The organism is Streptomyces sp. (assembly GCF_035644915.1).
In the GTDB taxonomy this organism is placed as follows: Bacteria; Actinomycetota; Actinomycetes; order Streptomycetales; family Streptomycetaceae; genus Streptomyces.
In genome coordinates this window covers 1-15,553 of the sequence record NZ_DASQNP010000185.1, presented here as the reverse complement: position 1 = coordinate 15,553, position 15,553 = coordinate 1, and the positions used below count along the sequence as shown (strand labels likewise).

The 15,553-nt window shown below is 73.0% G+C and carries 13 protein-coding genes and 1 pseudogene; 10 read left to right on the top strand and 4 right to left on the bottom strand.

Annotated features, from left to right (window positions below; genetic code table 11):
- Positions 1–86: 86 nt before the first annotated feature.
- The 4 genes and pseudogenes from VE546_RS20790 to VE546_RS20775 all read left to right on the top strand — a co-directional run.
- Positions 87–1,742 carry a catalase gene (locus VE546_RS20790; protein WP_324924565.1) on the top strand — a complete coding sequence of 552 codons (1,656 nt, stop codon included), beginning with the start codon at positions 87–89 and terminating at the stop codon, positions 1,740–1,742.
- Positions 1,743–1,881: 139 nt separating this feature from the next.
- The gene (locus tag VE546_RS20785) at positions 1,882–2,154 is read left to right on the top strand and encodes a DUF4235 domain-containing protein (protein WP_324924563.1); all 273 of its coding nucleotides are present in this window, start codon (positions 1,882–1,884) and stop codon (positions 2,152–2,154) included.
- A 222-nt stretch (positions 2,155–2,376) separates the two neighbouring features.
- A complete protein-coding gene (locus tag VE546_RS20780) occupies positions 2,377–3,558 on the top strand; it encodes a MalY/PatB family protein (RefSeq protein ID WP_414720537.1) in 1,182 nt (393 codons plus the stop codon).
- 231 nt (positions 3,559–3,789) lie between these two features.
- Positions 3,790–6,981 (top strand): annotated as a pseudogene (locus VE546_RS20775) (glycosyl hydrolase 115 family protein); the annotation flags it as partial.
- Between the two features lie 39 nt (positions 6,982–7,020).
- On the opposite strand, the gene VE546_RS20770 reads toward VE546_RS20775, so the two are convergent.
- Entirely contained in the window at positions 7,021–7,830 is an 810-nt protein-coding gene (locus tag VE546_RS20770) for a DUF2637 domain-containing protein (protein ID WP_324924606.1), read from the bottom strand.
- Positions 7,831–8,591: 761 nt separating this feature from the next.
- Here VE546_RS20770 and VE546_RS20765 point away from each other — a divergent pair.
- The 3 genes from VE546_RS20765 (at position 8,592) to VE546_RS20755 (ending at position 10,577) form a co-directional block, all read left to right on the top strand.
- A complete protein-coding gene (locus VE546_RS20765) occupies positions 8,592–9,485 on the top strand; it encodes a glycoside hydrolase family 19 protein (RefSeq protein ID WP_324924561.1) in 894 nt (297 codons plus the stop codon).
- Positions 9,486–9,623: 138 nt separating this feature from the next.
- Positions 9,624–10,037, top strand: coding sequence for a hypothetical protein (locus VE546_RS20760; RefSeq protein WP_324924560.1), 414 nt, complete (start codon positions 9,624–9,626; stop codon positions 10,035–10,037).
- A gap of 75 nt (positions 10,038–10,112) precedes the next feature.
- Positions 10,113–10,577 (top strand): hypothetical protein, encoded by a 465-nt coding sequence (locus tag VE546_RS20755; protein WP_324924558.1) that lies wholly within the window; start codon positions 10,113–10,115, stop codon positions 10,575–10,577.
- Between the two features lie 50 nt (positions 10,578–10,627).
- Here the strand turns inward: VE546_RS20755 and VE546_RS20750 are convergent, their stop codons facing one another.
- The gene (locus tag VE546_RS20750) at positions 10,628–12,112 is read right to left on the bottom strand and encodes a DUF1996 domain-containing protein (protein WP_324924556.1); all 1,485 of its coding nucleotides are present in this window, start codon (positions 12,110–12,112) and stop codon (positions 10,628–10,630) included.
- Between the two features lie 198 nt (positions 12,113–12,310).
- On the opposite strand from VE546_RS20750, the gene VE546_RS20745 reads away from it, so the two are divergent.
- The 3 genes from VE546_RS20745 to VE546_RS20735 are packed head-to-tail and all read left to right on the top strand — an operon-like array spanning position 12,311 to position 13,729.
- Complete coding sequence (locus VE546_RS20745) at positions 12,311–12,616, top strand: hypothetical protein (protein ID WP_324924554.1); 306 nt, start codon at positions 12,311–12,313, stop codon at positions 12,614–12,616.
- 45 nt (positions 12,617–12,661) lie between these two features.
- Complete coding sequence (locus VE546_RS20740; RefSeq protein WP_324924552.1) at positions 12,662–13,192, top strand: DUF1360 domain-containing protein; 531 nt, start codon at positions 12,662–12,664, stop codon at positions 13,190–13,192.
- 12 nt (positions 13,193–13,204) lie between these two features.
- Entirely contained in the window at positions 13,205–13,729 is a 525-nt protein-coding gene (locus VE546_RS20735; protein ID WP_324924549.1) for an ATP-binding protein, read from the top strand.
- A 10-nt stretch (positions 13,730–13,739) separates the two neighbouring features.
- Here VE546_RS20735 and VE546_RS20730 read toward each other — a convergent pair whose 3' ends face one another.
- A complete protein-coding gene (locus VE546_RS20730) occupies positions 13,740–15,002 on the bottom strand; it encodes a cytochrome P450 (RefSeq protein WP_324924548.1) in 1,263 nt (420 codons plus the stop codon).
- Positions 15,003–15,045: 43 nt separating this feature from the next.
- Positions 15,046–15,504 (bottom strand): hypothetical protein, encoded by a 459-nt coding sequence (locus VE546_RS20725; protein WP_324924546.1) that lies wholly within the window; start codon positions 15,502–15,504, stop codon positions 15,046–15,048.
- Positions 15,505–15,553 lie beyond the last annotated feature (49 nt).

Here is a 15,553-nt window from a genome sequence, read left to right as displayed (position 1 = left end):
ATGGTACGAATAACGTAGATCGGGGTAGAGGCAGTCGGGTGCGGCGGGCTCGGACCCGCATCCACCGTTCGAAGGAGGCCAGGACTGTGACCGACACGGCCAAGCCGGACCCCGCCAGGAACGACGACCGGCCGGTGCTCACCAACCGGCAGGGGCATCCGGTCCACGACAACCAGAACCAGCGCACGGTCGGCGCCCGGGGACCGGCGACGCTGGAGAACTACCACTTCCTGGAGAAGATCAGTCACTTCGACCGGGAACGCATCCCCGAACGCGTGGTGCACGCGCGCGGCGTGACGGCCTTCGGGTTCTTCGAGGCGTACGGCTCCTGGGGCGACGAGCCCATCAGCCGCTACACCCGCGCCAAGCTGTTCCAGGAGCGCGGCAAGCGCACCGAGGTGGCCGTCCGCTTCTCGACGGTCATCGGCGGGCGCGACTCCTCCGAGGCCGCCCGCGACCCCCGCGGCTTCGCGGTGAAGTTCTACACCGAGGACGGCAACTGGGACCTGGTCGGCAACAACCTCGGCGTCTTCTTCATCCGGGACGCGATCAAGTTCCCCGACGTCATCCACGCCCTCAAGCCCGACCCGGTGACCTTCGAGCAACGGCCCGAGCGGATCTTCGACTTCATGTCGCAGACGCCCGAGTCCATGCACATGCTCGTCAACCTCTTCAGCCCGCGGGGCATCCCCGCCGACTACCGGCACATGCAGGGCTTCGGCGTCAACACCTACAAGTGGGTCAACGCCGAGGGCCGCACCGTACTGGTCAAGTACCACTGGATGCCCAAGCAGGGCGTGCGCAGCATGACCGAGGAGGACGCCGCCAACGTCCAGGCGCACAGCCTCGGTCACGCCACGAAGGACCTGTACGAGGCGATCGGGCGGGGCGACTACCCCGAGTGGGAACTCCTGGTGCAGATGATGGACGACCACGAGCACCCCGAGCTGGACTTCGACCCGCTGGACGACACCAAGACCTGGCCGGAGCAGGACTTCCCGCCCAAGCCGGTGGGCCGCATGGTCCTCGACCGGATGCCGGACGACTTCTTCACGGAGAACGAGCAGATCGCCTTCGGCACCGGCGTGCTGGTCGACGGCCTCGACTTCTCCGACGACAAGATGCTGGTCGGCCGCACCTTCTCCTACAGCGACACCCAGCGCTACCGGGTCGGCCCCAACTACCTCCAGTTGCCGGTGAACCGGCCCAAGGCGCCGGTGCGCACCAACCAGCACGGCGGGCCGATGGCGTACGAGTCCGGCTCCCGGGGCGAGAACCCGCACGTCAACTACGAGCCCTCCACCCTGGGCGGGCTGCGCGAGGCCGAGGGGCCGGGCCACGGCGAGCAGGGCCCGGAGATCCGCGGCCGGCTGACCCGCAGCCGGATCCCCCGGACCAACGACTACCTGCAGGCCGGGCAGCGCTACCTGCTGATGGAGGACTGGGAGCGCGACGACCTGGTCGCCAACTTCACCAACCAGCTCGCGCAGTGCCCCCGGCACATCCAGGAGCGGATGGTCTGGCACCTGCTGCTCGTCGAGAACGACCTCGGACTCCGCGTCGGCGAGGGGCTCGGCATCTCCCCGCAGGACGTGACGCACCTGGAGCCGCTGCCGGACCAGCAACTGACCGAAGAGGACCGCGAGCGCCTGGCCAATCTGGGCAAGAACCCGCCGCGGGACGTGTCCGGCCTGACCATGACGCACTGCGTCCCCGACCAGCGGCACGTGGTGACCCGCTGACCCCGGCGCCGGCCGGCCCGCCGCCCGGCGCACGCGCCGCCGTGTGGCGGGCCGCGCACGGGGAAGCGGAAAACCCGTGGACACACCCGGCGCGGCCCGGACGGCCGCGCCGGGAGAACCCGGCAGGAGAGGTCCGGTCATGAGGAAAAAGAAGAAGAAGCTGTTGTACAGGCCGGTGGGCCTCGCGCTCGGCGCGCTGAGCGGCGCCGTCGCGAGCGCGGCCTTCAAGCAGGTGTGGAAGGCCATCAGCGACGAGGACGACACCCCCGACCCCGGTGACGAGGACCGGAAGCTGACCGAGATCCTGCTGGCCGCCGCGATCCAGGGAGTGATCTTCTCGGTGGTCAGGGCGGCGGTGGACCGCGGCGGCGCCGTGGTCGTCCGCAAGGTGACGGGGAGCTGGCCGGGCTGAACCGGCACCGGCCCGGGGCGGCGGTCGCCGGCGGACTCCCGCCGGGCGACCGCCGCCGGCGTTCGCGGCCGTACGCGCCGGAGGCTCCGGCCGTACCGCACGTCCCGGTCCTCCCGCCGCCCCGGGCCCGGTGACGGCCGCGCCGAAGACCTCCACCACCGGCTGCCGCGGCGGGGGGACGGCCGCCTACGGTGGTCCCACGACCATCCACGGAGGTTCCCCTTGGCGTTCCCGCACTCCCCCCGGTCCGGTCCGACGGCGGTGCCCAACCCCCTGCGCCGGCTCACCCTGGACGATCTCAGGCGGCGCACCAGCATCAAGTGGCGCGCCCACCCCGAGGACGTGCTGCCCCTGTGGGTGGCCGAGATGGACGTCCCGCTCGCCGAGCCCGTCGTGCGGGCGCTCACCGAGGCGGTCGCCCTGGGGGACACCGGCTACCCGGTGGGGGAGGAGTACGCCGACGCGCTGGGCGACTTCACGGCACGGCGCTGGGGCTGGCGCCCCGGGGCGGGGCACACCGCGATCGTCCCCGACGTGATGCTGGGCGTGGTGGAGGTGCTGAAGCTCGTCACCGGTCCCGGCGACGCGGTGGTCGTCAACCCGCCCGTGTACCCGCCCTTCTACCCGTTCGTCGAACACCTGGGCCGCCGGATCGTCGAGGCGCCCCTGGGCGAGGACCACCGGCTGGACCCCGACGCGCTCGACTCCGCGTTCGCCCGCGCCACCGCGGGCGGGCGGCCGGCGGCGTACCTGCTGTGCAGTCCCCACAACCCGACGGGCACCGTCCACACCAGGGCCGAGCTGGAACGGGTGGCCGAACTGGCGGAGGCGTACGGGATCCGCGTCGTCGCCGACGAGATCCACGCGCCCCTGGTGCTGCCCGGGGCGGAGCACGTGCCCTATCTGAGCGTGCGCGGCTCCGCGAACGGCTTCAGCCTGATGTCGGCCTCCAAGGCGTGGAACCTGGCCGGGCTGAAGGCGGCGCTGGCGGTGGCGGGCCCCGAGGCCGCCGGAGACCTGGCCCGGATGCCCGAGGAGGTCAGCCACGGGCCCAGCCACCTGGGCGTCATCGCGCACAGCGCGGCGCTGCGGCACGGCGGCGAGTGGCTCGACGCCCTGCTGGCCGGGCTGGACGAGAACCGCCGGTTGCTGGCCGGCCTGCTGGCCCGGCACCTGCCCGGGGTGCGGTACCGCGCGCCCCAGGGCACCTACCTCGCCTGGCTGGACTGCCGCGCCCTCGGCCTGGGCGACGACCCGGCCGCGGTGTTCCTGGAGCGCGGCCGGGTCGCCCTCAACCCCGGCCCGGACTTCGGCACCGGCGGGGCCGGGCACGTCCGGCTGAACCTGGCCACCTCGCCCGAGGTGCTCACCGAGGCCGTACGGCGGATGGCCGCCGCGCTCTGACGCCCCGCCACCTTCGGCCACTCCGTCACATCACCGAAAGTTTTCGGAATCCGGTTCAGCCGCCTCCTTCCAGGAGGCGGCTGAACCGCTTTCACATACACGCAACTTCCCCGAGTCAGACCCTTGACCCGAGCATGCCCTGGTGATTTTCTTTCCGGAACCATTCCGGAAACGATCGGCGCACGATTCTCTCCCGTCCCTCTCCCGTCCATTCCTCGCGGAGATTGAGCAATGAGAAGGCCCCACACCGGCCCGCAGGTCCCCGAGAACACCAGCCGGCGGACGTTCCTGAGTCTGCTCCCGCTGACCGCCGCCGCCACCGCCGTGCCCGCCATCGCGGGGCCCGCCGCCCGGGCGGCGGACCGGGAGCGCGACAGGACCGGCCGCGGCCCCGACACCTACATCGCCTTCTCCCGCACCCCCGGCGGCTTCCCGCTGGTCGCGGGGGGCAGGGCCGTGCCCCTCGTGGTCAGCGGCGACGACCACTCGGGTGTGCTCCGGGCGGTCGGCGACCTGCGGAACGACATCAAGCGGGTCACCGGCGCCGAGCCCGCCGTCGCGCACGACGAGGTGCCCCCGCGGCACTCCGAGGTCGTCCTGATCGGCACCATCGGCCGGAGCCCGCTCATCGACCGGCTCGTCACCAGCGGCAGGCTGGACGTGTCGGGCATCGCGGGGAAGTGGGAGACCACCCTCGAACAGGTGGTGGAGAACCCGCTGCCGGGAGTGCGCCGGGCCTTCGTGATCGCCGGCAGCGACCAGCGCGGCACCATCTTCGGGATCTACGAGACCACCAGGCAGATGGGCGTGTCCCCCTGGCACTTCTGGGACGACGTCCCGCCGCGCCACCACGACGAGCTGTACGTGCTGCCCGGACGGCACACCCAGGGCACCCCGGCCGTGAAGTACCGCGGCTTCTTCATCAACGACGAGAACCCCGCCCTGGGCACCTGGGCGCCGGGGTACTTCGGCCCCGGGCACGCCCCCGGCTTCCCGGCCGGCTTCAACAGCAAGTTCTACGCGGCCGTCTTCGAGACCATGCTCCGGCTCAAGGCCAACTACCTGTGGCCCGCGGTGTGGGGCCGGGCCTTCGCCGAGGACGACCCGGAGAACCACGCGACGGCCAAGGCGTACGGCATCGTGATGGGCACCTCCCACGAGGCGCCCATGATGCGCGGCATCGAGGAGTGGAACCGCCACGCCGTCCCCGCCAAGCGGGACGGCGCGGGCAACATCACCGAACCCGGCCACGACCCCTACGGCGGCACCGGCGAGTGGAGCTTCGTCCGCAACGCGGAGGCCGTCAAGAAGTACTGGGCCGACGGCATCCGCCGCATGGTCGAGGAGGACTTCGAGGGCGTGGTCACCCTCGGCATGCGGGGCAACGGCGACACCAGCCTGCCCGACGGCGACGGCATCGAGCTGATGCGGTCCATCCTCGACAGCCAGCGCGAGATCCTCGCCGAGGTCACCGGCAGGTCCGACGTCACCGGCATCCCACAGGTCCAGACGCTCTACAAGGAGGTCCAGCGGTACTGGGACAAGGGCCTGCGGCCGCCGGACGACGTCACCGTCGTCTTCTGCGACGACAACTGGGGCAACATGCGCAAGCTGCCCGACCGGTCGCTCCCGGAGCGCAGCGGCGGCTACGGCATGTACTACCACTTCGACTACGTGGGCGTCGGCCGCAACTACAAGTGGGTCGACACCATCAACCTCGTCAGCACCTGGGAACAGCTCCACCTGACGTACGCGTACGGGGTGGACCGCCTGTGGGTGGTCAACGTGGGCGACCTGAAGGCCGAGGAGATGCCCACCCAGTTCTTCCTGGACTACGCCTGGGACCCGGAGCGCTGGCCGCTGGAGCGGCTGGAGGAGTGGGAACGGCAGTACGCCGCGCAGAACTTCGGCCCCGAGCACGCCGGCGAGATCGCCGACGTCCTGCACGCCTACGGCGTCCTCCAGGCCCGCCGCAAGCCCGAGCTGCTCAACCGCCGCATCACCGTCGACCCGGAGAAGGACCTGTCCAAGGACCCCTCCGCGGTGATCTACGACGACCAGGCCAGCCCCTTCCACCTCACCCACTACCGGGAGACGGAACGGGTCACCGAGGAGTGGCGGAAGCTGGCGAAGAGGGCCGAGGCCATCGGCCGCAAACTGCCCCGGGCCGACCAGGACGCCTACTACCAGTTGGTGCTGTACCAGGTGAAGGCGACGGCCAACCTCTACGAGCTGCGCGAGGCGGAGTTCACCAACCTCCTGTACGCCAAGCAGGGCCGCGCCGCCACCAACGACTACGCCGACCTCACCGACGCCCGCTTCGCCGACGACCAGGCGATGTCGGACCACTACAACAACACCCTGGCCGGGGGGAAGTGGAAGGGCTTCCAGACCCAGCCGAAGATCGGTTACGGCGACAAGGAGCGCTACGGGCCCGACGCGTCCTGGCAGCAGCCCCAGACCCCGAACCACGTCGCCCTGCCCGACGAGGTCTTCCCCGCGGTCAAGCGCATCGACCTGCCCGACCGCGCCGAGCTGGGCGTGGCCGTCGACGGCTCCGAGCTGTGGTGGCCCGGGGCGGACGGCCCGGCGGTGCTCCCCGCCTTCAGCCCGTACCAGACCCGGCCGGACCAGTACATCGAGGTCTTCAACCGCGGCACCAGGCCGTTCGACTACCGGATCGTCCCGGCCGAGCCCTGGGTGAAGGTCGAGCGGAGCCGGGGCCGGGTGGAGAAGCAGGTGCGCGCCGTGGTGCGCATCGACTGGGACCGGGCGCCCAGGGGCGTCACCCGGGTGCCCATCACCGTCCACGGGCCGGACGGCGCCACCGTGGAGGTCCAGGCCGTCGTGGAGCACCCCAGGATTCCGCGCCGCAGGCTGCGGGGCTTCATCGAGGCGGGCGGCTACGTCTCCATGGAGGCCGCGCACTGCACCCGGGCCGTGGGCGGCGCCGGCGTCCGCTGGAAGCGCCTCCCGGACATCGGACGGGCGGAGGACGGGATGGAGCCCTACCCGGTCACCGCGCCCAGCCGCACGCCGGGCGGCCACGGCCCGCGCCTGGAGTACGAGATGACCCTCACCACGGCCGGGGAGGTCGAGGTCTGGGTGTACCTGTCGCCGCGCAACAACGTCCTGCCGACCGAGGGACTGCGGTACGCCGTGTCGATCGACGACGCGCCGCCGCAGACCGTCAACGTCACCACGGCCACGGGCGCGGACGACACCTACATGAACGTCCAGTGGGCGAGGAACACCTCCGACAACGTCAACCGCACCTCCACCCGGCACACCGTCGGCAAGCCGGGCACGCACACCCTGAAGCTGTGGATGGTCGACCCGACCGTCATCGTGCAGCGGATCGTCGTGGACACCGGGGGTCTGGAGCCGAGCTACCTGGGACCGCCGGAGAGCCTGCGGATCGACCGGGTCCGCTCGTACGGGCGCGGGTCCTCCCACGGCCGGTCAGCCGCGGCCGGCGCCGTGGCGCGTGGTGCGTTTGCGGGGCAGCACGCCGCGCTGCGGCTGCGGCTGCGCCGGGACGGGCCGGCGGGGCAGCGCGTGCCGGGGCTGGGTGAGGGTGATCTGCCCCACGAGCTGGTGGAAGCAGGCCAGGGCGGTGATCGGAGGGAGTCCGGCGACCGCCACGCCGGGCAGGGTCTTGGGCGCGTGCGCGATGCACAGGACCACCGCGACGGTGGAGAAGAGCACCACCACGGCCCAGGAGTGCCGGACGCGGCGCCGCAGCACGGTGGCGCGCAGGATCGACAGCGAGGCGGCCAGCCACGGCCCGTAGACCAGCAGGGGCCACCACCGCGCGAGGTCGCCGGGCACACTGGGACCGGCCAGGAGGCGCAGAGGGGCGTAGGAGACCAGCCCGCCGAGGACGCTGACCGTCGCCACGATGCCGGCCGTCAGCGCGGCGACGGCGAAGCTGAACACGTGCAGCCACGACAGTTCGGGGCGGTGGGTCCGGCGACGGCGGCGGTGGCGGCGGTCGGTCGGCGAACGTGACGGCGAGCGTGCCGTCGGGGCCTCGGACTCCCCGGCGGACGGGTCCGGTTCCTCGTCCGCGTCGATGCGGCGCAGCACCCGGGTGGCCTCGTCCACGCCGTCGTCCGGGACCGCGGTCCGCGGCTGCGACGGGGCGGAGGGCTGGTCCGGGGAGTGCGGATGGGCCTGGAACCGGTCGGAGTCGCGCAGCAACTGGGCCAGTTCGGCCTCGAAGTCCCAGGACGGATCGAGGACGTCCACCTCCGGCGCCCCCGGGGACATCTGCTCCGGGGCGGGCCCCGGGCCGAACTCGGGGTGGGCGGTGGTCCGGTACCCGCCCGGATCCTCGCCCGCCGTCGGCATGCCGTACGGATCGAAGTACTGACCCTGGTCATTCACGGCAGCCCCACCCGGAGCGACGGGCCGCGGATGTGGAAAGCAGATCTGGTGAAGTCACGTCCACAACAACGAAGGCGGGACGGGGCCGGACGACCGGCATTCGGGTGAAGCGTTAAGCCATACCATATAGGTTGAATGACCTTCCCCTCATCCCATCGTTCACCGTCCTCGCTCGTGATTCCTGGTGCGGACGAGTCGCAAGAGACGCCGGTGACCTGGGAAATGACGGCGCACCAAGCGGAAGGCGGGGAAGGCGGAATGTGAGGGAACCTTGTCGATCCGGTTCTTTTAATATTTTCCCTCCCGTGGTACGGCGGGACAACCGAGGGGGATTTCCTCGCCGGGTTTCCGTTCCGGTGGAACACGCCGTTCGTTCGGCGGGGAATCCGTCCGTGTGGCGCGGAGCCGGCGCCGTTTCCCCGTTCACGCCCGGCGGTCGCCGCCGTCGCCGCGGCCGGGCCCGCGGTGCCCGCCCCCGCGGACGGCGCGCACCGCGCGGGCGTACGGGTCGCCGTGCGGTGTGACCGGATACCGCCCGGCGGGGCCCGCTTGGTGTGACTTTGGTCTATACCTTGACTGGTACATACCAAAGACGCTTGAGTATCCCCTGACCAACAACCCCCCACACATGAAGGGATGGTCAGGTGCTACGACTTCGCGTCATAGCGGGCGCCGCCGCGGCCACGCTCGCCGGCGCTCTGGCGGTCGCCCTGCCGGCACCGTCCGCATCCGCGGCCGACTGCGCCCCCGCCTGGAACTCCTCCGCGACCTACTGGAACGGTGACACCGTCTCCCACAACGGCCGCAATTGGACCGCCAAGTGGTGGACCCAGAACGAGGCGCCTCCCGGCAACTCCGGCGTCTGGGCCGACAAGGGCGCCTGCGGCGGCGGCACGACCCCGACGAACCCCGACCCGTCGGGCTTCGTGGTCAGCGAGGCGCAGTTCAACCAGATGTTCCCGAACCGGAACAGCTTCTACACCTACCAGGGCCTGAAGGCGGCCCTGAGCGCCTACCCCGGCTTCGCCAACACCGGTGACGAGACCACCAAGAAGCGGGAGGCCGCCGCCTTCCTCGCCAACGTCAGCCACGAGACCGGCGGCCTGGTCCACGTCGTGGAGCAGAACACCGCCAACTACCCGCACTACTGCGACAGCGGCCAGCCGTACGGCTGCCCCGCGGGCCAGGCGGCGTACTACGGCCGCGGCCCGATCCAGCTGAGCTGGAACTTCAACTACAAGGCGGCGGGCGACGCCCTGGGCATCGACCTGCTGGGCAACCCCTGGCTGGTGGAGCGGGACTCCGCGGTCGCCTGGAAGACCGCCCTGTGGTACTGGAACACCCAGAGCGGCCCGGGCACCATGACCCCGCACCAGGCGATGGTGAGCGGTCGCGGCTTCGGCGAGACCATCCGCAGCATCAACGGCTCCCTGGAGTGCAACGGGAGGAACCCCGCCCAGGTGCAGAGCCGGATCAACAACTACCAGCGGTTCGTCCAGATCCTGGGCACCACCCCGGGTGACAACCTGAGCTGCTGACACGGCAGTTGAGCCGACCGGCCGCCGCGTCACCGCCCTCGCCGCCCCCGCGGCGGGCGGTGGCGCGGCGGCGCGTTTACCGGAAGGAAACTTCCTACCCCTACCCTCGGCGCCGTCCGGGCGGAATACTGCCTGGTCATGACGCTCACCGACGACCGCATCACCGCCGCACGCCTTGAGGAACTGCTCGCCGACGACTCCATCGACCTGGCCCACCGGGTGCTGTGGCTGCTGCTGTGGGAGGGCGAGCTGAAGGTCCTGGACCTGCTCTCCCTGGAGATCGGGGACGTGGACCTCGAGCAGGGACAGGTGACGGGCGTCTGCGGCAAGGCGGTGCCGGAGGGCGGGGGAAACCTCAGCGAGCGGGCGACCGAGCTGCTGCGCCGGCTGGTCGGGGCCCGGGAGAGCGGCCCGCTGTTCGCCATGGGACAGCGGGCGCTGAGCTGGGAGCAGGTGATGCAGACCGCGGGCGAGCAGGGGCACGAGATCCACGCCTTCCGCACCGGGGGCAAGCTCCACCGGCTGCAGGAGCCCGCACAGGACCCGCAGTGACGGCGGCCGGTGAGACGGTGACCGGCGCCGTGCGTACCGGGGGGTGACGTCCGTCCCCCACCCAGGAGGTCACCGATGGGTTCCACACGACGTGCCGCGCTCCGGGCCGCCGCGCTGATCGGCTCGCTGGCGCTCGCCGCCGGCTGCTCCGGAGCCGGCGGCGCCGCGGACGGGGAGGACCGGGGCGGAGGGCGGAAGGCGCCGAGGACCGCCACGGGCAGCCTGGAACAGCTCGCCGCGCGCACGGAGTGCGAGCCCGACGTGCAGACCGACGCCGCGGAGCTGCGGCAGGGGGTCTGCGCGACGGAGGACGGCCGGTACGTGCTCGCGACGTTCGCCACGGCCGAGGGGCAGCGGAACTGGCTGGCGGAGGCCGAGCCGTACGGCGGCACCTACCTCGTCGGCGAGAAGTGGGTCGCCGTGGGCGAACCCGAGGTGCTCGGGAAGCTGCGCGGCCGGCTCGGCGGCGCCGTACGGAGCGGTGCGTCGCACTCCGGCGGAGCCGGACACGGCGGACACCGGGGGCACGGCGGGAGCTGACCGCGCAGCGGACCCGATGCCGCGACTGGCGCCTGCCGGAGGCCGGCGGGTCAGCGGCAGTCGCGGCCTTCGTTGATGCAGGCGACGGCCTCCCTCATGAGCTCGTCGGTCATGACGTTGATGAAGTCGCTGTGGTCGGTGACGGGCTTGTGGAGCTGTTCGGGGAAGGAGTCGACGGCGAAGGGGACGCCCCGGGGCAGGTCGTAGGTGATGCGCTGGACGAGCTGGGGGACGGGCCGGAAGCCCTCGGGGCAACTGCCGTCGTCGGCGGCGAAGGCGACGTGGGTGCGGTGGTTGGCGCTGTCGGTGTTCTGCCCGTCCCAGCAGCTCTGGAAGCGGAAGGTGCGCACCAGTCGGCTGCCCCGGGGGCACAGGGGGTACTTGTCGCGCAGTTGGCGGTCCTCGAAGCCGGTGCAGCTCCAGGAGGCGTTGGCGTTGGCGTCCCCGTTGGTGAAGGACTTGGCGTCACCGGTGATGATGCGCAGGAAGCGGGGCATCTCCACGACCTCGGCGGTGGGATTGCCGCGGAAGGTGAGGGTGACGCTCGCAGGGGTCTGGATCTCGCCGACGTTGCCCTCGGTGCCGCCGCCGGGGGCGTTCGCGTCCTGTTCCTGCGTGCCGTTCCGCAGGCGGATGACGGGCCAGTAGTGGGTGGACCGGTCGTCGGGGTCGGCGCAGGTGGTCTCGGCGGCGGCGAGGGAGTCGTTGGTGGAGAGGGCGTTGGTGTCCTGGTTGCCGACGTAGTCGTGCATGTGGTGGGCGCCGTTGGTGACGCCGGGGGCGGCGATGACGTTGTCGGAGTTGAACCTGCCGTTCTCGTTGCGTCCGCAGTCGGTGGTGAAGGTGCCGGTGGAGGCGCCCTCCCGGGCCCGCGGCTCGGAGAAGTTCGGGCGCACCTTCCGGATGTCCACGAAGTCGTCGGGGGACGGACCGTTCCCGTCCTGCCCCCCGCCCCGGCCGGGGCCCCCGCCCTGGTCCTGCCCGCCGTTCTGCTGCTGCCCGCCGTTCTGCTCCGGGGGCGGCGGGCTCTGCTCCCCGGCCCCCGGCCGTCCGGTGCCGCCCTTGTCCTCCCGCACCGTGCACCGCGCCAGCCGTTCCAGCCCGGCGGGACGTTCGGCGACCCGGTCGATCGCGTTCACGATCCGCCCGATCGCCGCGAGCCGCTTGCTCTCCAGCGGGCCGAGGACCGCGTTCCGGACGAAGGCCGGGTCGCTCGCCGCCCGCTCCCGGGACCTGGCCAGACGCTGGTACGCCCGGGCGACCTGGGTGTCCAGCAGTGCCAGGTCGCGGTCCACCTCCCGGCGCACCCGGCGGGGCACCTCGGCGAGCTCGTCCACCACCTCCGGACAGTCGATGGTCATGGCGCCCCGGGCCCGCTCGTCCGCCCGCTCCCGCGGGGCTCCCTCCCGCTGCGAGGTGCCGGCGTTGGCGTAGACGTTCACGGCGACCAGTCCGCCTCCTCCCAGCAGGAGGGCGGTCGCCGCGGCGACCGCTCTGCTGACCACGGGAGGGCGTTTGTGCGCTTTCTGCTTCATGGAACTCCTCAGCACTCCTCTGTGTCGTTCCGGTGCTCCGGGATCGGCCTTCCGGATGGGGAGAAGCTCCTCGTACATACGGGGCGGTCCAGGGGGCCGTTCAGGAGTGCGCGGGTTGTGCCAAATAATTCGCCGCCCCGCCGGTCGGCGGGCCTCCGGACGGGTGTGGGCGCCGGTGTGGGGGGAACCCCGTAGTCCGTGGCAGTACGCAAGCGCTATGCGGTGGCGGCGTCGGGGCAGTGGACCGACGAGGAGGACGGCGTCCGGCTCCCCGCGGGCGAGGCGCACGCGTGGGAGCAGGGCATGAACCAGACCGTGTGCGGGCTCTCCCTGAGCCGCTCCCGGCTCGGCCGCTTCCCGCACGTGGCGTGGCCCGAGATCCTCCCGGAGTCGGGCGGCTCGGCCGACCGCGTCCAGCGGGTGTGCCCGCGGTGCGCCTCGGTGGCGGGACGGAGGGGGCCCGACGCGCGTCCCCGGTGGCGGCGTACGAACCCCAGGCCCTGAGGCGGGGCCCGCCGGGGCCGACGAGGACGAGGAGGAGAGAAGCCGATGAGTGGTGCGATGGACCAGGCCGCCGAGACGGTGGGCCGGGCCACCGGCGCGGACGGGTACGCCCCGGACGGGGAGGTCTCGCTCCGCGGACTCGCCACGCTGGCGGGCGTCTACGCCGCCGGCACCGGGCTGTTCGCCTGGCGCATGCGGGCGTCCGGACGGCCGCTGCCCGAGCGCGTGCCGCCGCTGGACCTGCTCCTGATGGGGGTGGCCACCTACCGCAGCTCCCGGCTGATCACCAAGGACAAGGTCACCAGCTTCCTGCGCGCCCCCTTCACCCGGCGCGCCGGCACCATCGGCGGCGCCGAGGTCATGGACGAACCCCGGGGCCACGGGCTGCACAAGACGGTGGGGGAGCTGCTGGCCTGCCCCTTCTGCGTCTCGATGTGGATCGCCGGGGCCCTCACGATGGGCTACGCCACGGCCCCGCGCGCCACCCGCCTGGTCACCTCGTGCCTGGGCGCGGTGGCCGTCTCCGACTGGCTGCAGTACGCCTGGAGCCTGACGCAGCAGAAGGCCGAGGGCTGAAGGGGGCGACCGGTGGTGCCGCCGGACACGCCCCGGCCGGACGCGCCGCCCCGTCCGGAGCTGGCCGTGCTGGTGGGGCTCCAGGCGTCGGGGAAGTCGACGTTCCGGGCCCGGTGCCTCGCCACGACCCACGTCGTGGTCAGCAAGGACCTGTTCCCCCGCGCCGCACGGCACAAGCAGCGGCGGCAGCTCCGCCTGGTGGCGGAGGCGCTGGAGCGGGGACGGTCGGTGGTGGTGGACAACACCAACCCCTCGCCGCCGGAGTGGGCGCCCCTGATCGCCGCGGGGCGCGCGCACGGCGCGCGGGTGGTGGCGTACTGGTTCCCGCCGGACGTGCCGAACGCCCTGGCGCGCAACGCCGCGCGCCGGGGCGGGGAGCGGGTGCCGGAGGTGGGCTTCTTCGACACGCTCCGGCGGCTGCGCAGGCCACGCCGGTCGGACGGGTTCGACGCGGTGTGGGAGGTGCGCCTCGACGGCCGCGGCGGCTTCGACGTCCGGCCGGACACCGGGCCGGGAGACGGGCCGGGCGCCGGCTGAGCCCCCGGTGTCAGTCGCCGGAGGGGCGCACGTCGGCGATGACGAAGCCGCTGCGCGGCCGGGTCGGCACGCGCCGCAGCGGAATCGACAGGTCCTGCTCGGGCACCTCGTACTCCAGCCGCGCCAGCCGCGCCACCAGGGCCCGCAGCAGTGCGACGGTGACGTCCTCGCCCGGACACCGGTGGCCGGTGGCCCGGTCGCCGCCGCCCTGCGGCACCAGCTCGTCCCGCCCCGGCGGCCGGTGGAGGAAGCGCCGCGGGTCGAAGGCGTACGGGTCCTCCCACAGCGCGGCGTCGTGGTCCTGCCCGTGGAGGTCGAGCAGGACGAGCGCGCCGGAGGGGATCGGCCGGCCGCGCCAGGACAGGTCCGTCGCCGCCCGGCCGGCGATGAACGGGGCGAAGGGGTAGAAGCGGCGGACCTCGTGGACGAACGCCTCCGCGTACGCGCCCTCGCCGTCCCTCCCGTCCTCGCGCAGCCGCTTCCGGTGCTCGGGCCACCGGTGCAGCGCGTGCGCGGCGAAGGAGACGAACCAGCAGACCGCGACGGTGGGGCGCAGGATGTTGAGGAGCTCGACCGCGGCCGTGCGCGGACCGAGCTCCCGGCCGTCGGCGTCCCGGTGCCGCGCCACCACCCCGACCGCCGAGTCCTCCGGCGCCTTCGCCGAGCCGTCGCGCACCCCCTCCACCAGGCGGGCCAGCCACGCCTCCCGGCGTCCGCGCGCCGCCCGGGCGCGCCAGTGGCGCGGGCCCGGGGTGGCGAAGCCGTCGACCATGGCCACCAGGTCACGGGCCACCGGCGCCACCTCGGCGTCCTCCAGCGGCACCCCGGCCCACCGGCAGACCCCTCGGGTGATCACCCGGCTCGCCTCGTCGAACAGCACCACCCGCGGGCGGTCCGCCCACCGCGCGACCGCCTCGTCCCAGGCCGCCGTGGTGTGGCCGACCAGCCCGGCGACGCGGTCGGGACCGGTGAGCAGGGACAGGAACATCGCCTTGCGCACGCGGTGCGCCTCCCCGTCGAGGGTGTGCACCGCGCCGTGCCCGAACAGGGTGCTCCGCACCGGCTCCGGAAGGGCGCCGTGCCGCCGCACGTGGCGCTCGTCGTAGAGGAACCGCACCGCGTCCGGGCCGCGCAGGGCCACCGCGTGGCGGCCCAGCAGCCGGGTGCGGACGAGGGGGGCCGCGGTACGGCGCATGCGGTCGGGCAGCCAGGCATAGCCTCGGGCGAGCAGGGCCAGGGTGTTGTCGGCCACGGGGTGACGGGGCGCACTCATGCGGCGCTCGTGCCCGGCGCACATGCGCCGAAACGCGCCGGGTTCACCACTCCCAGCGCAGCACTCCGCCCTCGGGGACCGCCGCCCAGCGGGTCGCCGCCTCGTCCAGGGCGGCGCGGGCGACGGCGGTCTGCGCCGCGTCGATGGGCGCCCGGCCGACGCCCCGGCACTCCCCGGCCGGCCCGGACCAGACGCGGTACGCCCACGCCACGGCGAGTTCGGCCCGCATCACGGCCTCGCCCTTGCGCCGCAGCACCCCCGGGCCCGGGGCGCGGTGCCGGCCGGGGGCGAGGGGCTCGAACCCCTCGAAGGCGGCGCCCTGGGCGACGGCGTCCCAGAACCCGTCGGTGAGGCCCAGCGCCTCCTCCACCGCCGCGTGCACCAGGTCGTGCGGGATGGTGGGGCCGGTCGGCCGGGGCGGCAGGCGCACGTCGGGGCCCCGGCGGCCGCGCACGACGATCTCGTACCGGTCACCGGGGAGCTTGTGGAAGGAGATCTCCATGTCGGTCGGGGATGTCGGTCGGGGTGTCGGTCGGGGTGTCGGTCAGGGG